The sequence below is a fragment of the Arenibaculum pallidiluteum genome (genome assembly GCF_017355985.1).
In the GTDB taxonomy this organism is placed as follows: Bacteria; Pseudomonadota; Alphaproteobacteria; order Azospirillales; family Azospirillaceae; genus Arenibaculum; species Arenibaculum pallidiluteum.
On the sequence record NZ_JAFIQU010000021.1, the window covers coordinates 77,233 to 97,617 of the forward strand.

General features: G+C 70.7%; 23 protein-coding genes. 7 read left to right on the forward strand and 16 right to left on the reverse strand.

What is annotated here, in order from left to right; genetic code table 11:
• Positions 1–4: 4 nt before the first annotated feature.
• The 4 genes from JUB13_RS27625 (at position 5) to JUB13_RS27640 (ending at position 2,212) form a co-directional block, all read left to right on the forward strand.
• Positions 5–418 carry an antibiotic biosynthesis monooxygenase family protein gene (locus JUB13_RS27625; protein WP_207485089.1) on the forward strand — a complete coding sequence of 138 codons (414 nt, stop codon included), beginning with the start codon at positions 5–7 and terminating at the stop codon, positions 416–418.
• The gene (locus JUB13_RS27630; RefSeq protein WP_207485092.1) at positions 418–1,167 is read left to right on the forward strand and encodes a sulfite exporter TauE/SafE family protein; all 750 of its coding nucleotides are present in this window, start codon (positions 418–420) and stop codon (positions 1,165–1,167) included. Before JUB13_RS27625 ends, JUB13_RS27630 begins: the two co-directional genes overlap by 1 nt.
• A 98-nt stretch (positions 1,168–1,265) precedes the next feature.
• Positions 1,266–1,829 (forward strand): carcinine hydrolase/isopenicillin-N N-acyltransferase family protein, encoded by a 564-nt coding sequence (locus JUB13_RS27635; RefSeq protein WP_207485094.1) that lies wholly within the window; start codon positions 1,266–1,268, stop codon positions 1,827–1,829.
• A 20-nt stretch (positions 1,830–1,849) separates the two neighbouring features.
• Positions 1,850–2,212 carry a hypothetical protein gene (locus JUB13_RS27640; protein WP_207485096.1) on the forward strand — a complete coding sequence of 121 codons (363 nt, stop codon included), beginning with the start codon at positions 1,850–1,852 and terminating at the stop codon, positions 2,210–2,212.
• A 7-nt stretch (positions 2,213–2,219) separates the two neighbouring features.
• Here JUB13_RS27640 and JUB13_RS27645 read toward each other — a convergent pair whose 3' ends face one another.
• The gene (locus JUB13_RS27645) at positions 2,220–2,633 is read right to left on the reverse strand and encodes a tautomerase family protein (protein WP_207485098.1); all 414 of its coding nucleotides are present in this window, start codon (positions 2,631–2,633) and stop codon (positions 2,220–2,222) included.
• 98 nt (positions 2,634–2,731) lie between these two features.
• Here JUB13_RS27645 and JUB13_RS27650 point away from each other — a divergent pair, with 98 nt between their 5' ends.
• Complete coding sequence (locus JUB13_RS27650) at positions 2,732–3,586, forward strand: LysR substrate-binding domain-containing protein (protein ID WP_207485100.1); 855 nt, start codon at positions 2,732–2,734, stop codon at positions 3,584–3,586.
• 64 nt (positions 3,587–3,650) lie between these two features.
• On the opposite strand, the gene JUB13_RS27655 is transcribed toward JUB13_RS27650, so the two are convergent.
• Positions 3,651–4,577, reverse strand: a complete 927-nt coding sequence (locus JUB13_RS27655) for a LysR family transcriptional regulator (protein WP_207485102.1) — start codon at positions 4,575–4,577, stop codon at positions 3,651–3,653.
• Positions 4,578–4,695: 118 nt separating this feature from the next.
• On the opposite strand from JUB13_RS27655, the gene JUB13_RS27660 reads away from it, so the two are divergent.
• Together JUB13_RS27660 and JUB13_RS27665 are read left to right on the forward strand one after the other, a co-directional pair.
• Entirely contained in the window at positions 4,696–5,343 is a 648-nt protein-coding gene (locus JUB13_RS27660; protein ID WP_207485104.1) for a glutathione S-transferase family protein, read from the forward strand.
• Positions 5,344–5,350: 7 nt separating this feature from the next.
• Positions 5,351–6,340, forward strand: coding sequence for a pyridoxamine 5'-phosphate oxidase family protein (locus tag JUB13_RS27665; RefSeq protein WP_207485106.1), 990 nt, complete (start codon positions 5,351–5,353; stop codon positions 6,338–6,340).
• A gap of 54 nt (positions 6,341–6,394) precedes the next feature.
• Here the strand turns inward: JUB13_RS27665 and JUB13_RS27670 are convergent, their stop codons facing one another.
• The 14 genes from JUB13_RS27670 to JUB13_RS27735 form a co-directional block, all read right to left on the reverse strand.
• Complete coding sequence (locus JUB13_RS27670; protein ID WP_207485108.1) at positions 6,395–6,922, reverse strand: PAS domain-containing protein; 528 nt, start codon at positions 6,920–6,922, stop codon at positions 6,395–6,397.
• A gap of 479 nt (positions 6,923–7,401) precedes the next feature.
• Positions 7,402–7,653, reverse strand: coding sequence for a hypothetical protein (locus JUB13_RS27675; RefSeq protein ID WP_207485110.1), 252 nt, complete (start codon positions 7,651–7,653; stop codon positions 7,402–7,404).
• A gap of 191 nt (positions 7,654–7,844) precedes the next feature.
• The gene (gene pnp / locus JUB13_RS27680; RefSeq protein WP_207485112.1) at positions 7,845–9,959 is read right to left on the reverse strand and encodes a polyribonucleotide nucleotidyltransferase; all 2,115 of its coding nucleotides are present in this window, start codon (positions 9,957–9,959) and stop codon (positions 7,845–7,847) included.
• A gap of 275 nt (positions 9,960–10,234) precedes the next feature.
• Positions 10,235–10,504, reverse strand: coding sequence for a 30S ribosomal protein S15 (gene rpsO / locus JUB13_RS27685; RefSeq protein WP_207485114.1), 270 nt, complete (start codon positions 10,502–10,504; stop codon positions 10,235–10,237).
• 15 nt (positions 10,505–10,519) lie between these two features.
• Entirely contained in the window at positions 10,520–11,461 is a 942-nt protein-coding gene (gene truB, locus JUB13_RS27690; RefSeq protein WP_207485117.1) for a tRNA pseudouridine(55) synthase TruB, read from the reverse strand.
• The gene (gene rbfA, locus JUB13_RS27695) at positions 11,451–11,954 is read right to left on the reverse strand and encodes a 30S ribosome-binding factor RbfA (RefSeq protein WP_207485119.1); all 504 of its coding nucleotides are present in this window, start codon (positions 11,952–11,954) and stop codon (positions 11,451–11,453) included. The genes truB and rbfA overlap by 11 nt, the downstream gene beginning before the upstream one ends.
• A 25-nt stretch (positions 11,955–11,979) precedes the next feature.
• A complete protein-coding gene (locus JUB13_RS27700; protein WP_207485122.1) occupies positions 11,980–12,270 on the reverse strand; it encodes an antibiotic biosynthesis monooxygenase family protein in 291 nt (96 codons plus the stop codon).
• A gap of 22 nt (positions 12,271–12,292) precedes the next feature.
• Positions 12,293–15,031: a translation initiation factor IF-2 gene (infB, locus tag JUB13_RS27705; protein ID WP_207485124.1), complete on the reverse strand. Its 2,739-nt coding sequence runs from the start codon at positions 15,029–15,031 to the stop codon at positions 12,293–12,295.
• Between the two features lie 10 nt (positions 15,032–15,041).
• Entirely contained in the window at positions 15,042–15,743 is a 702-nt protein-coding gene (locus tag JUB13_RS27710; protein ID WP_236025264.1) for an RNA-binding protein, read from the reverse strand.
• A 14-nt stretch (positions 15,744–15,757) separates the two neighbouring features.
• Positions 15,758–17,269: a transcription termination factor NusA gene (gene nusA, locus JUB13_RS27715; protein ID WP_207485128.1), complete on the reverse strand. Its 1,512-nt coding sequence runs from the start codon at positions 17,267–17,269 to the stop codon at positions 15,758–15,760.
• Positions 17,270–17,321: 52 nt separating this feature from the next.
• Positions 17,322–17,888 (reverse strand): ribosome maturation factor RimP, encoded by a 567-nt coding sequence (gene rimP, locus JUB13_RS27720; protein ID WP_207485130.1) that lies wholly within the window; start codon positions 17,886–17,888, stop codon positions 17,322–17,324.
• A gap of 193 nt (positions 17,889–18,081) precedes the next feature.
• Positions 18,082–19,323 (reverse strand): MFS transporter, encoded by a 1,242-nt coding sequence (locus JUB13_RS27725; protein WP_207485132.1) that lies wholly within the window; start codon positions 19,321–19,323, stop codon positions 18,082–18,084.
• A complete protein-coding gene (gene trmB / locus JUB13_RS27730; RefSeq protein ID WP_207485134.1) occupies positions 19,320–20,039 on the reverse strand; it encodes a tRNA (guanine(46)-N(7))-methyltransferase TrmB in 720 nt (239 codons plus the stop codon). The genes JUB13_RS27725 and trmB overlap by 4 nt, the downstream gene beginning before the upstream one ends.
• 4 nt (positions 20,040–20,043) lie before the next feature.
• The coding region (locus JUB13_RS27735; RefSeq protein WP_207485136.1) for a methionine adenosyltransferase domain-containing protein at positions 20,044–20,385 on the reverse strand (342 nt) is incomplete at its 5' end.

Here is a 20,385-nt window from a genome sequence, read left to right on the forward strand (position 1 = left end):
ACCCATGAGCCAATCACCTTCCGCCGGCGCCCCGAGCGCCGGACCCGACGCCGGCGTCTCGCGGGCGATCGCCGTGATCTTCGAGGTCCGGCCCGCCGCGGGGCACATGCAGGACTATCTCGACATCGCCGCCGACCTGCGCGCCGAGCTCGAGCAGATCGACGGGTTCCTGTCGGTCGAGCGGTTCCAGAGCCTGTCGGACCCTGGAAAGCTGCTGTCCCTGTCGTTCTGGCGCGACGAGGATGCGGTGCGGCGGTGGCGCGGCCGCGCCGCGCACCGGGTGGCGCAGGCCCGCGGACGGGGCGGCGTGTTCGTGGACTATCGCCTGCGGGTCGCGGCCGTCCTGCGCGACTATGGCATGGAGGCGCGGGACCAGGCGCCTGCCGACAGCCGCGAGGCCCTGGAGACCGGCCGCTGATGCCGCCGATCCCGGACCTGGTTGCGACGGCGCTCGTCTTCGTGCTGGCGGGCTTCGTCAAGGGCGTGATCGGCCTCGGCCTGCCCACGATCGCCATCGGGCTGCTCGTTCTCGTGATGGCACCGGCGCAGGCCGCCGCGGTCCTGATCCTGCCGTCGCTTGCGACCAATGCCTGGCAGCTCGCGGGGCCGGGCCTCGTGCCGCTGCTCCGCCGGCTCTGGCCCATGATGGTGGCGATCGTCGCGGGAACCCTTGGTGCGGGAACCATCGGTGCGGGCTGGCTGGCCGGTGACGGCCGGCTCGCCATCGGCGGGCTCGGCGCGGCGCTGGCGGCCTATGGACTGCTCGGCCTCTCGGGTGCGCGCTTCTCGGTTCCCGCGCGGCTCGAGCCCTGGCTCTCCCCCGCGGTCGGCGCCGCGACCGGCGCGATCACGGGTGCGACCGGCGTCTTCGTCGTTCCGGCCGTGCCCTACCTTCAGGCGCTCGGCCTCGGGCGGGACGCGCTGGTCCAGGCGCTGGGGCTGTCCTTCACCGTGTCGACGGTGGCGCTGGCCGCGAGCCTGGCCGGGCAAGGGGCCTTCCGCCTGCCGGAGGCCGGGATGTCGCTGCTGGCCCTCGCGCCGGCGCTCGCGGGAATGGCGCTGGGCCGCCGGATCCGCGGCCGCATCGGCCAGCGCGCCTTCCGCCTGTGCTTCTTCCTGGGGCTGCTCGCCCTCGGCGGACACCTGCTGCTCCAGGCGCGGAGCTGACCCCCGGCGTCCGGGCGCGGGATCGCAAGCGCGATCAAGCCGCGGCGCCGTATGCTCCACCGCGGGCATTCGATGCGGGCATCCGAGCGGAGGGCGGCATGCGGCTGCGGTTCGTCGCGATCGACGAGGACCGGCCCGGCGCGCGTTGGGCAGTCCGGTTCCGCGAGGTGTTCCCGCGCTTTCGCGGCTGGCTCGCCGGTCAGGCCGATCCGCCGTCGCCTGCGGCCTGCGCGCGCGCCCTGGCCAGACACATGCCCGAGCTTGTCCCGCTCTACCGCACGCTGTGCGGTCTCGCGGGCGACGACCCGCTCGCGCACCGCCTGCTGACCCAATGGTGCCCGCCGCCGCTGCCGCTGGGATGCAGCGTCGCCGTGGAGACCCAGGGCGAGCCGCTGCTCGTGCGCAACTACGACTTCACCCCGGACTTCTTCGAGGGAACGGTGCTGCGCGGCCGATGGAGCGGCCACGGGGTCATCGCCATGGTCGAGGCCGCCTGGGGAACCCTGGACGGCGTCAACGAGGCGGGGCTGGCCATCGCCATCACCTATGGCGGGCGGCCGGTGCTGGGCGAGGGCTTCGCGATCCCGCTGGTCGCCCGCTATGTGCTGGAGACCTGCGGCACCTGCGCGGAGCGTTGGCGGCGCTTCGCCGGGTTCCCGTAAGGACCCCGCAGAACGTCGCCGTGCTGGATGGGACGGGGCGCCATGGGGTCGCGTATCTGTCGCCGGACCGCGGGACCGTCTGGCGCGAGGCTGCGACGGCGGCCAATCACCAGTGGCCGGACGGGCCGGCCGGCTACGGCGCGACGACCAGCTTCCTGCGCGAGGCCGCCATGGCCGAGGCCCTCGCCGCACCGGCGGACGGGGCGGCGCTGATCGCCGCGTTCCTCCGCCCGCCGCTCCTGCACGGCGCCGGTCCCACGCTGTACACCGCGGCCTACCGGCCTGAAGGGGGCCGGGCGGACTTCCTGTGGCCGGAGGGCGGCTGGTCCTTCTCCATGGACGGTTTCGAGCCCGGCGCGCGGGAGAGGGACCTGCCGCGTTGAGCCGCCGTCAGGCGGCGCGGCTCTGCAGCCGTCCGGCCACGTAGCGATGCTCCTGCGTGACGCCGCCATAGCCGTAGGCGTCGGCCCTGACCTCGTGCACGTAGGCGTAGCTCTCCTCGTGCAGCTCGCCCAGCGTCCCGGCCATGAAGGCGAAGACTTCGCGCAGGTATTCCGCCTTCTCGTCCTTGGTGTTGGTTCCCTCCACGACCTTGATGTCGAGCCAGAAGCTGCGCTTGCCCTGCTCGGCCAGCGAGCGGCCGCCGACGATCCAGTGCTCCGGGGCCACGTGGTCGATGGCGACGGCGGTGATCGCGGGGTTCTTGCGGAGCACGCGCGCGGTGATCTCGACGAGACCGCGGGCGATGGCGGCCGCGAGGTCGGGAGTGGGCCGGGCCGAGATCTTCACGTTCAGGATGGGCATGACAGGCCTCCAGTGTTTGGACTGGCAAACGGTGCCGGGCCTGTCGTGATTTTGTAAAACTCGTTTATCAGAAGATGTGATTGAGATATTCTGAACGCATGGCGACACGCAATCTCGACATCGGCATGGTACGCTCCTTCCTGCTGATCGCGGGCGGGCACAGCTTCGCCGAGACCGCTGATATCGTCGGGCGTTCGCCCTCGGCCGTGAGCCTGCAGATCCAGCGGCTCGAGGAGGATCTCGGCGCCCGGCTGCTGTTCCGCAGCAACCGGGAGACCAGCCTGACGCTTGCCGGCGAGCGGTTCCTCGGCCTCGCCCGCGGCCTCGTCCGGATCAACGACGAGGCGGTTGCGGGCTTCCGCCCGTCGGCCGAGGACCGGCCGATCCGCTTCGGAATCACCCAGGATTTCGCCGAGGGCATCCTGTCGGACATCCTGGGCCGCTTCGCGCGCGAGCATCCGCGGGTCGAGCTGACCCTGCGCGTCGACCGCTCCGCCGCCCTGATCGCGGGGGTGCACGGGGGCGAGCTCGACCTGGCCGTTGCGATCCGCCGCGAGGACGCCACGCTGGGCGAGACGCTCCTGGAGGCGCCGATGCTCTGGATCGGGCGCGAGGGGCGGCCGGAGCCGGAATCCGGCCTGCCGCTGGTCCTCTTCGAGGCGCCCTGCAGCTTCCGCGCGGCGGCGCTCGACGCCCTGTCCCGCGCCGGGCGGGACTACAGGATCCGCTTCACCAGCCCCAGCCTGCCGGGCCTGCGCTCGGCAGTGGCGGCGGGGCTCGGCGTCACCGCCCGGACCGCGCATTTCCTGGCCCCGGGGCTGACCGAGGTCGCGGGCCTGCCGGCCCTGCCGACGGTCGCCTTCGCCGCCTACCGCCCGGCCTCGGCCGGCGGGGCTGCCCTGGACGACCTCGTCGAGATCGCCCGCCGCGCGCTCAACGGCCGGCCGGTCTGAGCGCGGGTCCAAACGCGGATCTGGACGCGGATCTGGACGCGGGGCTGGGCGCGGCGGCTCCGCGCTAACCCTCGTCCTGGATCTCGGGCAGGGCCTCGAAGCAGCGGACCGCATGGTCCAGGAAGGCCCGCACCTTCGGCGGCAGCGCTCCCCCGCTGGGCACCACGACCTGGACCGGCAGCGGGTCGGGCTCGAAGGCCCGAAGCAGGCGGACCATGCGGCCGGCGGCTAGATCCTCGGCTGCCTGGTAGGACAGCGCCCGGGCGATGCCGCGGCCGGCGCGCACGGCCTGAAGCGCCGCGTCCACGTCGTTGACGCGCAGGCGCGGGGCCAGCCGGACCGAGCGGCCTCCCTTGCCGAGGGCGGCGCCGATATCCGCTCCGGGGCCGAAACGCCATTCGCTGACCGTGGTGACCCCGGTCGCCACGATGGTGTCGTGCCCCAGAAGGTCCTCCGGCGCCTGCGGGCTGCCGCGCCGCGCGAGATAGTCCGGCGCGGCCACCACCACCCGCCGGACCGATCCCACCCGGCGCGCGACGAGGCCCGAATCCGAGAGCCTCCCGATGCGGACCGCGATATGCAGCCGCTCCTCGATCAGGTCCAGGTTGCGATCGTGAAGGTTGAGCTCGACGTCGATCCCGGGATGAAGGTCCAGGAAGGACGCGACGGCAGCCGTCACGTGCCGGCGCCCGAAAGCGAGCGGCGCCGTGATGCGCAGAAGGCCGCGCAGGGGCGCGGACGACGCGGCGCTGATCGCGCCCTCGTACTCGGACGCGAGCCGGCGCCCCTGGTCCGCCAGCTCCCGTCCGGCTTCGGTGGGCGCGAGGCGCCGTGTCGTGCGCTCGACCAGGCGCAGGCCGACGCGCCGCTCGAGCGCCGCGAGCCCCCGGGTCACGGCCGGCGCGGAGCGTCCGAGCCGGCGCGCCGCACCGGCGAGGCTGCCTGTCTCGACGACCGCGACCAGGATCTCCAGCTCGTCGATGCGGTCCATGGCCATCCTTCCGTTTTGCGAAATTCTGTCTTCGGATCTGTCCCGTTTCCGTCGATCCGTGCAAGGGCGATGATCGGTGCAGAGGCAGCGGGGCGTCCCGCGGAACGGAGGAAATGCGATGAACCAGAGCGCAATCGTCCTGCACGGGACCGAACTGTCCGGGCACACGCACCGCGTCGTGCTACTGCTGCGGGCGCTCGGCCTGCCTTACCGGTTCGAGGTCGCGGATGGGGCCCGCCGCGCCAGCGCGGAGTTTCGCGCCTTGAACCCGCTGGGCCAGATCCCGGTGCTGCAGGACGGCGGCCTGATCCTGGCGGACAGCAACGCCATCCTGGTCTATCTCGTCAGGCGCTACGCGCCGGACTCGTCCTGGCTGCCTGAGGAGCCGGCGGCGGCGGCGTCCGTCCAGCGCTGGCTCTCCATCGCGGCGGGCGAGGTCCGCTACGGCCCCTCCATGGCGCGGATCACCCTGCAATGGGGAGGGCCCGGCGACCCGGTGGCCGCCGCGGGCATCGCCAGGCGCCTCCTGGCCTTCATGGACCAGCACCTGTCGGGAAGGACTTGGCTGGCTGCCGACCACGTCACGCTCGCCGACCTTGCCTGCTATTCCTACGTCGCCCACGCGCCGGAAGGCGGAATTCCGCTGTCGCCCTATCCCTTCGTGCGGAAGTGGATCAGCATGGTGGAGGCGCAGCCCTGGTTCCAGGCGATGCCGGCCTCGCCGCTGCCGGAACCGCTTCTCGAGCCGCTCGCGGAGCGGGCGTGAGGCCGCCATGGACGTGCCGTACGGCGAAGGGCCATTCCACCAGGGCGAGCGTCGCGCGCAGGCCTTGGCCGGCGGGGGGCCTTCCGGAGCCGCCATCCGGACCTTCATGCCGGACCAGCACCGCGACTTCTTCGCGCTGCTGCCCATGATCCTCGTCGGGATCCCCGACGCGGACGGGTGGCCCGTCGCCACCATGCTGACGGGACCCCGCGGCTTCGTATCAAGCCCCGATGCCACCACCCTGCATATCGCGGCGACGCCCCGCCCCGGCGACCCTGCCGCCGGCCGGATCGGCCCAGGCAGCCCTGTCGGCCTGCTCGGGCTCGATTTCGCGACGCGGCGGCGCAACCGCGCCAACGGAACGGTCATGGAGGCGGATGGCGCGGGGTTCCGCGTCGCGGTCACGCAGAGCTTCGGCAACTGTCCCAAATACATCCAGACGCGCAGTCTGCGGGAAACAGCCGCGCCGGGACCGGGGTCGGAGTTCGGGCCGGGGGCCGGGGCAGTCGAGCCGCTGTCCGGGCTCGATGCCGAGGCCGTCGCCCTGATCCGGGGCGCCGACACCTTCTTCGTCGCATCGGGCTTCGTCGCATCGGGCTTCGTCGCATCGGGCTTCGCCGCGTCGGGCCATTCCGGCGCCACGGCCAATGGCGGCATGGACGTCTCGCACCGGGGTGGGCGGCCCGGCTTCGTCCGGGTGTCCGGGGAAGACCTGCTCGTCCCCGAGTTCCGCGGCAACCGCTTCTACAACACGCTCGGCAACCTGCTTGCCGATCCGCGGGCGGGGCTGCTGTTCGTGGATTTCGGCACGGGCGACCTTCTGCATCTGCGCGGCCGGGTCTCCACCGACTGGGCCCCCGCACCTGGCCTTCCCACAGGCGCCGAGCGGTTCTGGCGGTTCGAGACTCACGGCGCAATCCGGCGCCGCGCGGCGATCCCGCTGCGCTGGGACCTCGCCGAGTTCTCCCCTGCCACGCTCGCCACCGGCATCTGGTAGGCCCTGCGGTACGCGCCACCGGCCTTTGCGGCAGAGGCCGGTGGCCATGCGGGCTCAATCGCCGGTCAGCCGTGGAGCGCGGGTCGTCTGCTCGATCACCTCGACGACGCCGAGGATGAAGTCCGTCCCCGTCCCGTCACGCGACAGGGGGCAGTCCAGGGATTCGAACGAGATCCACGACCGCTCGCCGACGCGCTCCAGGGTTCCTACGCAACGGCGGCACGTCGACCGCGTCGCGGTCCCGCTATAGTGCTCGTGGATGGCCTGGCCGAATTCCCCCAGCGCTGCAGCCTCGGAAATCAGCTGCCCGGTGCTGTTGGCGCCGAAAAGGCTGATCACGGATTCGCCTTGCAGGCGCATCAGGAACTGCCCGCCGGGCAGCGCCTCGACCAGAAAGAGGTTGGGGGCCATGTCCCAGTGGTCCAGTACGTCGAATTCACGGCGCAGCGGAAGCCGCCCCGCCGCCGTGCGGTGCCACCATGAATGCAGCCGGCCAGCCTTCCGCGTCAGGAAAGCCGTGTCGGCACCAACCGTCTCCTCGCGAATCCCATGGATCCGCGAGAACATCGAATCTCGCACCATTGTCCGGCTTCTCCATCGGACGCTCGAAATGCCGCGACATCCCATGCGGGAGCGTCGCGCCGGTGCGGCAACTCATTCTCGCTGCCGAACCGTCCGGATCATTCTGCAATCCGGCGCATCCATAGAACGCCCTGACGCGCGATCGGCTGCAAGCTGGAATTGAAAAGCCGGGCTCCCGGACGCGGAATCAGCCCGGTCCGACACCATCCGGCCCGAGATTCGCGGGCTGCGGCGCAATTTTCTGCCTAGTCCGAGGTCAATGCCGACATTTTGGCATAGGGCTCAGAGGTATTCATGGCGAGGAACGGCGTGCCGAGTCGCATCGATGAGTCGGCCGGGCGGCGGGAATGACGGGCAGCGCCAGGGCGGCAGGATCTCGGAACTCCGCCCATGCCGGAGCCGTCCTGACGACGGCCCGGCGGCAATCCTCGCGGCGTGAAACGAGACCGGCGCCCGTGCCGTTTCCGCCCTGCCCGATCCTACCAGAGGGTCTCGGCGTAGTGCTTCTCGCCACGCGCCATGAACAGGAAGCGCTCCGCGGCCTGCTCGTGGCTGCGCCAAGCGCCGGCGGCCACCAGGGCCATGCCTTCCGGCGTGTCGTCGGCCTCGCGGCGGTCGGGGCAGTCCAGCGAGTAGACCCGCCCGTTGCGGGCTTCGATCACCGCGCAGCGGCCCAGCGCATCGGCGATCATGCGGTAGGGCTCGGCTTCATGAACGATCCGGATGCCCATGGCGACCTCCCGTGGCAGCATTGCTTCAGCCGTAACGGTAGGCCGTCGCCACGCCCGCAGCGCCCTGCATCCGGGTAAGCAAATCAATCCAATGGATTAGTCTATCTGTACTAATCTGCTGAACGGAGCCCTGGAAAGCGAACGGGGACCCCGAAGGGTCCCCGCCGCAGCACGCGAGCCTGTCCCGGAGGTCAGCTCGCCTTCTTGCTGAGGTCCTCGCCGGTCTCCTGGTCGACCGTCTTCATGGACAGCTTGACCTTGCCGCGGTCGTCGAAGCCGAGGACCTTCACCTTCACGGTGTCGCCCTGCTTCAGCACGTCCGAGACCTTGGCCACACGCTCGTTCTTGAGCTCCGAGATGTGGACGAGGCCATCGCGGGATCCCAGGAAGTTCACGAAGGCGCCGAAATCGACGATCTTGACGACCTTGCCGTTGTAGATCTCGCCGACCTCGGGCTCGGCGACGATGCCCTTGATCCAGTCGATGGCGGCTTGGCTGGCCGAGGCGTCGACCGCCGCGACCTTCACCGTGCCGTCGTCCTCGATGTCGATCTTGGCGCCGGTCTGCTCGACGATTTCACGGATCACCTTGCCGCCGGAGCCGATCACGTCGCGGATCTTCTCCTTGGGGATGGAGATGACCGTGATGCGCGGGGCGTTCTGGTTCACCGCCTCGCGGGCGCCGGTCAGCGCCTTGGCCATCTCGCCCAGGATGTGCATCCGGCCGTCCTTGGCCTGGTTTAGGGCGATGCGCATGATCTCCTCGGTAATCGAGGTGATCTTGATGTCCATCTGGAGCGAGGTGACGCCCTTCTCGGTGCCGGCCACCTTGAAGTCCATGTCGCCGAGATGGTCCTCGTCGCCGAGGATGTCGGAGAGCACGGCGAAGCGGTCGCCCTCCTTGATCAGGCCCATGGCGATGCCGGCGACGGGGCGGGGCAGGGGTACGCCCGCATCCATCAGCGAGAGGGAGGTGCCGCAGACCGTCGCCATGGACGAGGAGCCGTTGGACTCCGTGACCTCGGAGACGACGCGCAGCGTGTAGGGGAACTGCTCCTTGCTCGGCAGCAGCGGACGGATCGCCCGCCATGCGAGCTTGCCGTGCCCGATCTCGCGCCGGCCGGGGGAGCCCATGCGGCCCGCCTCGCCCACGGAGTAGGGCGGGAAGTTGTAGTGCAGCATGAACCGCTCGCGGTACTCGCCCTCGAGCGCGTCCACGATCTGCTCGTCCTGGGCGGTGCCCAGCGTGGTCACGGCCAGCGCCTGGGTCTCGCCGCGGGTGAACAGGGCCGAGCCGTGGGTCCGGGGCAGCACGCCGACCTCGGCCACGATCTGGCGGATGTCCGCCGTGCCGCGGCCGTCGATGCGCTTCTGCGTGTCGAGGACGGCGCCTCGCAGGACGTCGGCCTCGGCCTCCTTGAACTGCGCGCCGATCGCCTCGGGCGCGAAGCCCTCGGCCATCAGGGTCTCGAGCGCGCGGACCTTGGCGGCACCGAGCTTCTCGTGACGGGCCTGCTTCAGCGTCTCGGTATAGGCCGCGCGGATGTCGGCGCCGGCGACCTCGACCACGCGGCGCTTCACGGCCTGCGCGTCGTAGGACGGCTCGGGCATCTCCCAGGGGTCCTTGGCCGCCATCTCGGCGAGCTCGATGATCGCGCGGATCACCGGCTGGAAGTGCTGGTGGCCGTACATCACCGCGCCGAGCATCACGTCCTCGGGCAGCTCCTTGGCCTCGGACTCGACCATCAGCACGCCCTCGGTCGTGCCGGCGACCACCAGGTCGAGCGCGCTGCCCTCGATCTGGTCGGCGGTCGGGTTCAGGATGAACTGGCCGTCCTTGTAGCCGACGCGCGCCGCGCCGATCGGACCCAGGAAGGGCACGCCCGAGATGGTCAGCGCCGCCGAGGTGCCGACCATGGCGACGATGTCGGGGTCGTTCTCAAGGTCGTGGCTGAGGACGGTGCAGATGACCTGCGTCTCGTTCTTGAAGCCGTCCGCGAAGAGCGGGCGGATCGGCCGGTCGACCAGGCGGCTGACGAGGGTCTCCTTCTCGGTCGGCCGGCCTTCGCGCTTGAAGAAGCCACCGGGGATCTTGCCGGCGGCGAAGGCCTTCTCCTGGTAGTTCACCGTCAAGGGGAAGAAGTCCACCCCCGGCTTGGGCGTCTTCGCGAAGACAACGGTGCACAGGACCGTCGTCTCGCCATAGGTCGCGATCACGGCCCCGTCGGCCTGCCGCGCGATCTTGCCGGTCTCGAGGACCAGCTTGCGCCCGCCCCAGTCCAGTTCCTTCCGAAAAACCTTGAACATCGTCGTTTCCTTCCTTCCGACACCCGTCCGCTCCGGATTGAGGGATGGGCCGGGGCTGATGTCGTTCTACCCCGCGTGAAAATGACAAAAGGGCCGCGCCCGCGATGCGCAGGCCGGCCGGCACGAAAGTCGAATCCAATGTGCAACAGGACGGAGGGGCGCTGGTCGCGCCCCGGGGGCGACCCCCCGCGCCGCCCTTCCCCGCGAACGGGGAAGGGAGCCATGCAACGAACCGTTTCGGTCGTGCGGCCTCGGCGACAAGGGGGTCCGGCCGGTCAGCGACGCAGGCCCAGGCGGTTGATGATCGCCTCGTAGCGGCCGTTGTCCTTCCGCTTCAGATAGTCCAGCAGGCGACGACGCTGGCCGACCATCATCAGCAGGCCGCGGCGGCTGTGGAAATCCTTCTTGTGGGTCTGCAGGTGCTCGGTCAGGTTCCGAATGCGCTCCGAGAGGATCGCCACCTGCACCTCGGGCGAACCGGTGTCGCCTTCCTTGGTCCGGTACTCTTCGACGAGCGCGGTCTTGCGCTCAGGCGTGATCGACATCGCAGTCTCCTGGTGTCAGATGTTGAGAACGCGCATCGGGCGGATCTCCGCGCCCTCGACACGGACGAGTGCCACCGGCTTGCCGCCGGAAATGGCCAAAGCGACGCTGCCCGCGTCCGTCAGGACCTGGTTCAGCTCGTCGAGCCGTTCCCGATCCTGGCGCCGCAGCAACGCCACCGTCTGTCCGAGTCTCAGCCGTTGCGCTTCCTGCTCCGTCAGGGCCAGCGCCGGGATGTCGTCCAGCGCGGTCTCGATGGGAAGCAGGTGTCTTTCGACGGCCGCACCTTGCTCCATGGCGGCCAGATCGTCCAGAGGAATCGCCGATTCAAGCGTGAATTTCCCGACCGAGAGCCGCCGCAGCGCGACCACATGCGCACAGCCGCCGAGCGCCCTGCCGATATCCCGCGCGAGCGAGCGCACATAGGTGCCCTTGCCGCAGTCGACCTCGAACTCGGCATGCTCCGCGTCGGGAATGCCGACGAGGCGCAGCGCGTCGATGCGCACGCGCCGGGACGCCAGCTCGAAGACCTCGCCCCCACGGGCGAGATCGTAGGCCCGCTCCCCGTCGAGCTTGATCGCGGAATAGCGCGGCGGCACCTGCTCGATCTCTCCGACGAAGGCGGGGATCGCAGCGCGGATCGCCGCCTCGTCCGGGCGCACGGGCGAGGTGGCGCAGACCATGCCCTCGGCGTCCTCGGTCGTGGTCTCCTCGCCCCACTTCACGCGGAACCGGTAGGTCTTGGCCCCGTCCATGGCCCAGGCGACCGTCTTGGTCGCCTCGCCCAGGGCGATGGGCAGGACACCCGTCGCGAGCGGGTCGAGCGTGCCGCCATGCCCGGCCTTCTCGGCGTCGAGGATCCGGCGCGCCCGCGCGAGCGCCTGGGTCGAGGTAACGCCCAGCGGCTTGTCGATCACCAGCCAGCCATGGATGGGCTGGCCGCGGCGCTTACGGGCCAAGCTTGTCCCCGCGGCCGCCGTCCGCGCCGCCCCCATCCGCGCCATCCTCATCCGCCCCGGCATCCTCCGCCTCCGTGTCGGAACCGGCCGGCGGGCCGTCGCGCAGGTCGCGCTGGACCGCCGGGTCGTGCAGGAGGTCGTTGATGTGGCTGGCGTAGTCGAAGGAGGTGTCGGCCTCGAAGAACAGGTTCGGGGCCATGCGCAGCCGCATGGACCGGGCGATCTGGCCGCGCAGGAAGGGCGCCGCGCGCTTGAGCGCCTTCACCGCGGCCTCGGCGCCGCTGCCGCCCAGCGGCGTCACGAAGGCCGTCGCGTTGCGCAGGTCCGGACTGATCCGCACCTCGGTGACCGTGACGTTCAGGCTGGCCAGCTCGGGGTCGCGGAAATCGCCCCGCCGAAGCAGGTCTGCCAGCTCGTGCCGGATCTCCTCGCCGACGCGCAGCTGGCGCTGGGACGGCCCATGTTGATGGCCGGTGCCCCGTTTCGTCGCCATGCGTATCCCTCGTCCGCGCCCGGTGTCAGTCCAGGGCGTAGTGTTCGACCTCGGGGAAGGGGTCGTAGAAATGATGCAGGAGCCGCTTCCACTCCTGGTAGTCCGCGGAGCCGCGGAACCCCTCTGTGTGGTCCGTCAGCGTCTCCCACCAGACCTGGAGCAGGTAGCGTCCCGGGCGGCTTTCGACGCTGCGCAGCAGCGCGTTGCGGACATGACCCTTCTGTCGCGCGATCAGCGGCCGTGCCTCGGCGAAGGCTGCCTCGAAGGCGGCTTCGCGGCCGGGCACGACCTGCAGGATCGCGATCTCGAGGATCATGCGATGGGGTGGGCGGCGAGCCTCAGAGCTCGCGCGCCACCTCCTCCATCTCGTAGGCCTCGATCACGTCGCCGGTCTTGATGTCGTCGTAGTTCTCGAAGGCCATGCCGCACTCGTAGCCCTCGCGCACCTCGCGGACCTCGTCCTTGAAGCGCTTGAGCGTCTTCAGCGTGCCGGTATGGATCACCACGTTGTCGCGCAGCAGGCGGACGCCGGCGCCGCGCTTGACGACGCCATCTGTGACGAAGCAGCCCGCCACCTTGCCGACGCGGGTGATGTTGAACACGTCCCGGATCTCGGCATGGCCCAGGAAGCGCTCGCGCAGGATCGGCGAGAGCATGCCCGTGAGCGCCGCCCTCACGTCGTCCATGACGTCGTAGATCACGGAGTAGTACCGGATCTCGATGCCGTCGCGCTTGGCCATGTCGCGGGCCTGCGGGTTGGCGCGCACGTTGAAGCCGATGATCATCGCCTTCGACGCGTTGGCCAGCGTCACGTCGGACTCGTTGATGGCGCCGACCGAGCTGTGCAGGACGCGGACCTTGACCTCGGTGTTGTCGCTGGTGAGCTTCTCCAGCGCACCGGCGATCGCCTCGATCGAGCCCTGCACGTCGCCCTTGATGACGACCGGCAGCTCCTTCGCCTCGCCCGCCTGGATGCGGTTGAACATCTGCTCCAGCGTGCCGCGCGTCGCCGCGTTCGCGACCTCGCGCTTCTTGCGCTGGCGGAACTCCGCGATCTCGCGGGCCCGCGCCTCGCTCTCGACGACGGTGAAGTCGTCGCCCGCAAGCGGCGTTCCGTTCAGGCCCAGCACCTCGATCGGGGTGGCCGGGCCGGCCTCGGTGACGTTCTGGCCGCGATCGTTGATCAGCGCGCGAACCTTGCCCCATTCGGACCCGGTCACGAAGGTGTCGCCGACATGCAGCGTGCCCTTCTGGACCAGCACCGTCGCGACCGAGCCGCGGCCACGCTCCAGCTTGGCCTCGATCACGGTTCCCAGGGCGGCGCGGTCCGGGTTGGCGCGCAGCTCGAGCAGCTCGGCCTGCAGGAGGATGGCCTCCTCCAGCCTGTCCAGGTTCAGCTTGGTCTTGGCCGAGACGTCGACCGCCAGGATGTCGCCGCCGAGCTCCTCGACCACGAGTTCGTGCTGCAGCAGCTCCTGGCGCACGCGGGCGCTGTTGGCCGTCGGCAGGTCGGACTTGTTGATCGCGACGATGATCGGAACCTTGGCCGCCTTGGCGTGGTGGATGGCCTCCACCGTCTGCGGCATGATGCCGTCATCGGCCGCCACCACCAGCACGACCACGTCCGTGACGTTGGCGCCGCGCGCCCGCATCTCGGTGAAGGCCGCGTGGCCGGGGGTGTCGATGAAGGTGATGCGCGCGCCGGATTCCAGCGTCACCTGGTAGGCGCCGATGTGCTGCGTGATGCCGCCGGCCTCGCGGGAGGCGACGTCGGTCTGGCGCAGCGCGTCGAGCAGCGAGGTCTTGCCGTGGTCGACGTGGCCCATGATGGTGACGACCGGCGGCCGCGGGATCAGGTTCTCCGCGACGTCCTCGTCCCCGCCGATGCCGAGCTCGACATCCGCCTCCGAGACGCGCCGCATGCGGTGGCCGAACTCGGTCACCACCAGCTCGGCCGTGTCGGCGTCGATGGTCTGGTTGATGGTGGCCATCACGCCCATGCGCATCAGCGCCTTGATGACGTCGGCGCCGCGCTCGGCCATGCGGTTGGCGAGCTCCTGCACCGTGATGGCCTCGGGGATAACGACGTCGCGAGTCACCTTCTGGGTCTCCTGGCGGCCAGCCATGCGCAGCCGCTCGCGCTCACGCTGCCGCTTCCAGCTCGCGACGGAACGCTGGCGCTCGCTCTCGTCGGAGAGCGCCTGCGTGACGGTCATCTTGCCGCCGCGGCGCTTGTCGGCGCCGCGTGCCGGAGGCTTGGCGGGAGCCGGGGCCTTGGCCGGCGCGCCGCCACGTCCGCGCTTGCGGCGGCTGTCCTCGTCCTCGTCCTCCACGGCGCGGCCGGGAACGGCCGCAGCCGGGCGGGCCGCCACGTCGTCGGGGCGGGCCGGGGCGCCGGGGCGGGCCGGCTGACCCGGACGTGCCGCGACGCCACCGGGGCGCGCGCCGTCGGGACGGCGCGCATCGCCGTCCGCCGCCCGACGGGCGGCCTCGGCCTCGCGCCGCTTGGCCTCTTCCTCCTGGCGCCGGCGCTCGGCCTCCTCGGCCGCGCGGCGTTGCTCGTCCTGAATCTGGCGCAGCTCGTCGAGCTCGCGCTTGCGCAGCGCCTCGGCGTCGAGGATCACCGGCTCCTCGACGACGGGCGCGGCCTCCTCGGCGACCAGGTCGTGCTCGAGCACGTCCTCGATGGCCAGCTCGGCGTCGTGGTGACGGACCTCCTCCTCGCTGCGGCGCGCGGCGGCGTCCTGCAGCGCGCGGATCCGCGCCTCGCGCTCCTCGCTGGTGAGCTGGCGCGCAGGCGCCTGGCCGCGCTGGCCGCCGCGTTGGCCCTGGGCGGGCCGCGCGGGCAGGCCCTCGGCCGCACGGCGCGCGGCGGCGCCGCCGTCCGCGATGCCGGGGACGGCGCCCTTCTCCAATGTGCGCTTGCGTTTGACCTCGACCGTCACGGTCTTGGACCGCCCATGCGAGAAGCTCTGGCGCACCGATCCCGAACCGGCGTCCATGGGCTTCTTCAGCTCCAGCTTGCCCCGGTTCCCGAGGCTCAAGGTCTTCCGGTCCTGATCGCTATGGTCCGTCATCTGTATCCGACTAATTGGTCGTTTCGTCCCGCTGCCCGGTCACCGGACCCGGCATCACCATGTCCACGCGGCCCCCGGCGAAGGCGGCGTAGCGCCGGCAATCCGCCAGGAACCCCTTGGCCAGCCTGCCGCGGGACACGCAGGCATGGACCGCGATGTCGCGCCCCAATGCCGCCCCGATGGCCGCCGCCTCGAACAGCTCGACCAGCGCGATTCCGGGTGCCGCGTTCGCCGCGAGCGCCCGGAGCTTGGCCTTGCCGTCCTCCGCTCCGTCCTTGGCCGCAAGGAGCACCGCGGCCTCGCCGGCCCGGAGCGCCTCGCGCACCTTCTCGAACCCCGCCAGCGCCTGTCCGCTCCGCCGGGCCATGCCCAGCAGCGCGAGGCAACGGGCCTCGAGCAGCTTCCCTACCCGCTCGGCCAGATCGGGCTCCGCCCGAACCGTCCGGCGCGCCGCCCGGGAGAAGCCACCCCGGTCGGCAACCTTGCGGATCAGCGCCGGGTCGGCGGTGATCCAAAACCCGCGGCCCGGAAGCCGCTCCTCCACGTCCGGCACCACCGTGCCGTCGGGCCCGACGACGAAGCGGACCATGCCGTCCTTCGCCTGGACCGTCCCCGTGGCGATGCAGCGCCGCAGGGGACTGTTCCTTCCACCGACCGCCTCCGGCTCGTCCTCGGGGCCCTCGGGCCCCGGTCCGTCGCCGGCCGGGTCCATTCCGGATCCCGGCATCAGGCCGTGGCGCCCGTCCCGGCGCCGTCATCGGCGAACCAGTGCGCCCGGGCGGCCATGATGATCTCGTTGGCCTCGTCGGGCGATACCGCATCCTTGCCCACGATGTCGCGCAGCTCGTCGCCGGCCAGGTCCGCAAGGTCGTCCAGGGTCTTCACCCCGTTCTCTCCGAGCTTGACCAGCATGGTCGGCGTCAGCTTGCCGTCCACCAGCTCCGCCACTTCGTCGCTGACGCCGAGCTGCTTGCGCCGCTCGGTCATCTCCTCGTCCTGGACCGCGAGCCAGGCCTGGGCGCGCTCCTGGAGCTCGGCCGCCACGTCGGCGTCGAAGCCCTCGATCTCGGCGAGCTCGTCGGTGTCGACGAAGGCGATCTCCTCGACCGTGGTGAAGCCTTCGGCCACCAGCAGATGGGCAATCACGTCGTCAACGTCCAGGGCCTGGATGAAGAGCTGGCTGCGCGTCCGGGTCTCCTCGGACCGCTTCTCCGACTCCTCGGCCTCGGTCATGATGTCGATGTCCCAGCCGGTGAGCTGGCTGGCAAGCCGCACGTTCTGGCCGCGGCGGCCGATGGCCAGCGAAAGCTGGTCGTCCGGCACCACGACCTCGATGCGGTTGTTTTCCTCGTCCAGCACGACCTTGGACACCTCGGCCGGGGCCAGGGCGTTCACCACGAAGGTGGCGGCGTCCTGGGACCACGGGATGATGTCGATCTTCTCGCCCTGCAGCTCGCCGACCACGGCCTGGACACGGCTGCCGCGCATGCCGACGCAGGCGCCGACGGGGTCGATGGAGCTGTCGTGGCTGACCACCGCGATCTTGGCGCGCGAGCCCGGGTCGCGGGCGACCGCCTTGATCTCGATGATGCCGTCGTAGATCTCCGGGACTTCCTGGGCGAACAGCTTCGCCATGAAGCCGGGATGGGTCCGCGACAGGAAGATCTGCGGGCCGCGCGCCTCCTTGCGGACGTCGTAGATGTAGGCCCTGACGCGGTCGCCGTTGCGGAAGTTCTCGCGCGGCAGCAGCTCGTCGCGGCGCAGGATCGCCTCGGCCCGGCCGAGGTCCACCGTCACGTTGCCGTACTCGACGCGCTTGACCAGGCCGTTCACGATCTCGGTGACGCGGTCCTTGTACTCGTTGTACTGGCGCTCGCGCTCGGCCTCGCGGACCTTCTGGACGATGACCTGCTTGGCGGTCTGGGCGGCGATGCGGCCGAAATCGATGGGCGGCAGCTCGTCGATCAGGAACTCGCCGAGTTCGGCGTCGCGCTTCATGCGGCGCGCCTGGTCCAGCGTCAGCTGGGTCGCCTCGTTCTCGACCTGCTCCACGACCTCCATGAAGCGCATCAGCCGGATGTCGCCGGTCTTGCGGTCGATCCGCGCGCGGATGTCGTGCTCGTGCCCGTACTTGGACCGGCCGGCCTTCTGGATAGCCTGCTCCATCGCTTCCAGGACCTGTTCCCGGTCGATGCTTTTCTCGCGGGCAACCGCGTCGGCTACAGTCAGGAGTTCCATCAGAGCGCTTCCCAGCCTTGTCCTTCGTTTCGTTCCGGCCTTCCGGCCGGCCTCAGTTGGGCCCGGTTCCGTCCTCGGTCCCGTCATCCGCCCCGTCGTCAGCCCCGTCGTCAGCCCCGTCGCCGGCATGTGCCGCATACCGCTTCTTCGCGGCCTCGATCAGCGCGTCGGTCAGAACCAGCTTGGCCCGCTGCACCTCGACCCAGGGGAGGAGAACGTTCCCCTCGGGCATGTCCAACAGGATGTTCTCGCCCTCGACGCCGCGGATCATGCCGCGGAACCGCTTGCGCCCGTCCACGGGCAGGCGCATCTCGACCCGCGCCTCGAACCCCGCGAAGCGCGCGAAGTCCTTCAGCCGGGTCAGGGGGCGGTCGATTCCGGGGGAGCTGACCTCGAGGGTGTAGGCCCCGCTGATCGGGTCCTCGACGTCCAGCAGGGCCGAGAGGGCACGGCTGATGTCCGCGCAGTCGTCCACGGTCATCGGCGCACCGTCGGACCGGTCGGCCATCACCTGCAGCACCGGGCGTTGCGCACCCGATATCTGCACCCGCACGATCTCGAACCCCATGTCCTCGATCGTCGGCGTGATGAGCTTCTCTAGCCGGTCTGTTGCGTCCATGCCGTCAGGGCTACCTGCTGAAAATAAAAAAGTGGGCCAGTGGCCCACCCGCAAAGCGACACCGCCGTCCGAACTTTTCAGTCCGGCGGGTCGTATGGGATCACGGACCGGAAATATAGTCATTCGCGGTCCCGGAGCAAGGCAATTCCACCATCCCCCACTCTTGCGCGGAGCGGTGCGTTCCTGCGGGGGATCAGGCCAGGGATTCCGGCTCCAGCCGGTCGATGCGGCGCAGGGACGGAAAGATCGCGATCCAGGCCGCCACCACGGCCAGCGTTCCGATGCCGCCGACCACGATGGCCGGCACCGCGCCCCAGAGGGCGGCCGTGGCGCCGGACTCGAACTCGCCGAGCTGGTTGGAAGTCCCGATGAACAGCGCGTTGACCGCCGAGACCCGTCCGCGCATCACGTCCGGCGTCGCGAGCTGGACCAGCGTCTGGCGGATCACCACCGAGACCATGTCGGCGGCGCCCAGCACGGTCAGCGCCGCCATCGAGACCCAGACCGATTCCGAGACGCCGAAGACGATGGTCGCGACGCCGAAGACCGCCACGGCCGAGAACATGAGCGGCCCGGTCCGGCGCCGCAGCGGGAAGCGCGCGAGCCAGAGCCCGACCGCGAGGGCTCCCACCGCCGGGGCGCTGCGCAGCAGCCCCAGCATGAAGGGCCCGGCGTGCAGCACCTCGGCCGACACGATGGGCAGCAGCGCGGTCGCCCCGCCCAGCAGAACCGCCATCATGTCCAGCGAGATGGCGCCCAGCACGACCGGCTTGGAGCGCACGAAGGCGATGCCGGCGACCAGCTCGCTCCAGGTCGCGGGGCGCCGCTCGATGACCTGGGGCGTCATGCGGATCAGCGAGACCAGCAGCGCCGAACCCAGGAGCAGCAGCGCGCACAGGCCGAAGACGGTGCCCGCCCCGAAGGCGAAGAGAAGGCCACCCAGCGCCGGGCCCGCGATGCTGGCGCCCTGCACGGCCGAGGAGTTCAGCGCCACGGCGTTCGGGAAGTCGCGCGCCGGGACCAGGTTCGGCACCAGCGCCGAGGCCGAGGGCATCACGAAGGCCTGCGCCGCCCCCAGCAGGGCGACGACGGCGTAGATCGGCCATGTCCGCGTGTCGCCGGAAACCACCAGCCCCAGCAGGATCAGCATCCCGACCCCCTCGGTCAGGTAGCAGAGCCGCAGGATCACCCGCCGATCGAAGCGGTCGGCGACGGTGCCGGAGACCAGCAGCAGCAGCGCGTTCGGGACGAACTGGACGAGCCCGACCAGCCCCAGAGCGAAGGCGCTGCCGGTCACCGAATAGAGGTGCCAGCCGATGGCGACCACCTGCATCTGGACCGCCAGCGTCGCGCACAGGCGCGCCAGCCAGAACAGCAGGAAGGACCGGTGCCGCAGCGCGCCCGGGCGGCGGACCTCTTCCGCCTGCGCCGTCATCGCGCGCGCCGCCGGAAGCGCATGAAGACCGGCTTGCGGCCGGCGGCCCGGGCCTTCTGCTCGTAGCGCGTCTCGGGCCAGTCCGACGGACGCTCGCGCCAGTCGGCGGGCCCCCGGGCGAGCCATTCGAAATCGGGGTGGCGCCAGGCGTGCTCGAACATCCAGGGGATCAGCGTGGGGTCGTCGCTGGCAAGGCGCAGCTCGGCGCCGTCCCGGAGAATGCGGGAGAGGCGCGGCAGGTTCGCTGGGCCGATGAAGCGGCGTTCGGCGTGCCGGGCCTTGGGCCAGGGGTCCGGGAACAGGACGAAGCAGCGGCCGATGCTGGCCTCGGGCAGGGCGTCGAGCAGCGGCCGCGCGTCATCGTCCAGGATGCGCACGCGCGCGCCCAGATCCTGCCGCTCCACATGCTCGAGCAGGCTCGCGACGCCGTTCACGAAAGGCTCGCAGCCGATCAGTCCGATGCCGGGATGGGTCGCGGCCTGCCATGCGAGGTGCTCGCCGCCGCCGAACCCGATCTCCAGCCAGCATTCCGAGACCGGCGGGTCGAACAGGCCGCGCGGGTCCAGCACGGTGCCGCGTTCCGGCCGCGGAATCCGCAGCGGGGGCAGGACCGTCTCGACGAGGCGGGACTTGTTGACTCGGAGCGGGCGGCCGCGCCGGCGGCCATAGACCTTCTCGAGGGGACCGGCCGGCGCGTCCTCGCGCCGGCCGGGCATGCGCTCAGGCAAAGGCGGACCTGAGCTGGTCGACGAGGTCGAGGCGTTCCCAGGAGAAGCCGCCGTCGATCTCGGGAGCGCGGCCGAAATGGCCGTAGGCGGCGGTGCGGGCATAGATCGGCTTGTTCAGGCCGAGATGCTCGCGGATGCCGCGCGGGCTCAGGTTCACGAGCTCCTGCAGCACCGCCGAGAGCTTGTCCTCGTCGACCCGGCCGGTGCCGTGGGTGTCGATGTACACCGCCAGCGGCTTCGAGACGCCGATCGCATAGGCGACCTGGATCGTGCAGCGGTCCGCCAGCTCCGCCCCCACAACGTTCTTGGCGAGATAGCGCGCCGCATAGGCCGC

What these genes read in the sequence shown, in the direction of transcription:
- JUB13_RS27625 (WP_207485089.1), top strand. Translation starts at nt 5, where the DNA reads ATGAGCCAATCACCTTCCGCCGGCGCCCCGAGCGCCGGACCCGACGCC.
- JUB13_RS27630 (WP_207485092.1), top strand. Translation starts at nt 418, where the DNA reads ATGCCGCCGATCCCGGACCTGGTTGCGACGGCGCTCGTCTTCGTGCTG.
- JUB13_RS27635 (WP_207485094.1), top strand. Translation starts at nt 1,266, where the DNA reads ATGCGGCTGCGGTTCGTCGCGATCGACGAGGACCGGCCCGGCGCGCGT.
- JUB13_RS27645 (WP_207485098.1), bottom strand. Translation starts at nt 2,633, where the DNA reads ATGCCCATCCTGAACGTGAAGATCTCGGCCCGGCCCACTCCCGACCTC.
- JUB13_RS27650 (WP_207485100.1), top strand. Translation starts at nt 2,732, where the DNA reads ATGGCGACACGCAATCTCGACATCGGCATGGTACGCTCCTTCCTGCTG.
- JUB13_RS27655 (WP_207485102.1), bottom strand. Translation starts at nt 4,577, where the DNA reads ATGGACCGCATCGACGAGCTGGAGATCCTGGTCGCGGTCGTCGAGACA.
- JUB13_RS27660 (WP_207485104.1), top strand. Translation starts at nt 4,696, where the DNA reads ATGAACCAGAGCGCAATCGTCCTGCACGGGACCGAACTGTCCGGGCAC.
- JUB13_RS27665 (WP_207485106.1), top strand. Translation starts at nt 5,351, where the DNA reads ATGGACGTGCCGTACGGCGAAGGGCCATTCCACCAGGGCGAGCGTCGC.
- JUB13_RS27670 (WP_207485108.1), bottom strand. Translation starts at nt 6,922, where the DNA reads ATGGTGCGAGATTCGATGTTCTCGCGGATCCATGGGATTCGCGAGGAG.
- JUB13_RS27675 (WP_207485110.1), bottom strand. Translation starts at nt 7,653, where the DNA reads ATGGGCATCCGGATCGTTCATGAAGCCGAGCCCTACCGCATGATCGCC.
- pnp (WP_207485112.1), bottom strand. Translation starts at nt 9,959, where the DNA reads ATGTTCAAGGTTTTTCGGAAGGAACTGGACTGGGGCGGGCGCAAGCTG.
- rpsO (WP_207485114.1), bottom strand. Translation starts at nt 10,504, where the DNA reads ATGTCGATCACGCCTGAGCGCAAGACCGCGCTCGTCGAAGAGTACCGG.
- rbfA (WP_207485119.1), bottom strand. Translation starts at nt 11,954, where the DNA reads ATGGCGACGAAACGGGGCACCGGCCATCAACATGGGCCGTCCCAGCGC.
- JUB13_RS27700 (WP_207485122.1), bottom strand. Translation starts at nt 12,270, where the DNA reads ATGATCCTCGAGATCGCGATCCTGCAGGTCGTGCCCGGCCGCGAAGCC.
- infB (WP_207485124.1), bottom strand. Translation starts at nt 15,031, where the DNA reads ATGACGGACCATAGCGATCAGGACCGGAAGACCTTGAGCCTCGGGAAC.
- JUB13_RS27710 (WP_236025264.1), bottom strand. Translation starts at nt 15,743, where the DNA reads ATGGACCCGGCCGGCGACGGACCGGGGCCCGAGGGCCCCGAGGACGAG.
- nusA (WP_207485128.1), bottom strand. Translation starts at nt 17,269, where the DNA reads ATGGAACTCCTGACTGTAGCCGACGCGGTTGCCCGCGAGAAAAGCATC.
- rimP (WP_207485130.1), bottom strand. Translation starts at nt 17,888, where the DNA reads ATGGACGCAACAGACCGGCTAGAGAAGCTCATCACGCCGACGATCGAG.
- JUB13_RS27725 (WP_207485132.1), bottom strand. Translation starts at nt 19,323, where the DNA reads ATGACGGCGCAGGCGGAAGAGGTCCGCCGCCCGGGCGCGCTGCGGCAC.
- trmB (WP_207485134.1), bottom strand. Translation starts at nt 20,039, where the DNA reads ATGCCCGGCCGGCGCGAGGACGCGCCGGCCGGTCCCCTCGAGAAGGTC.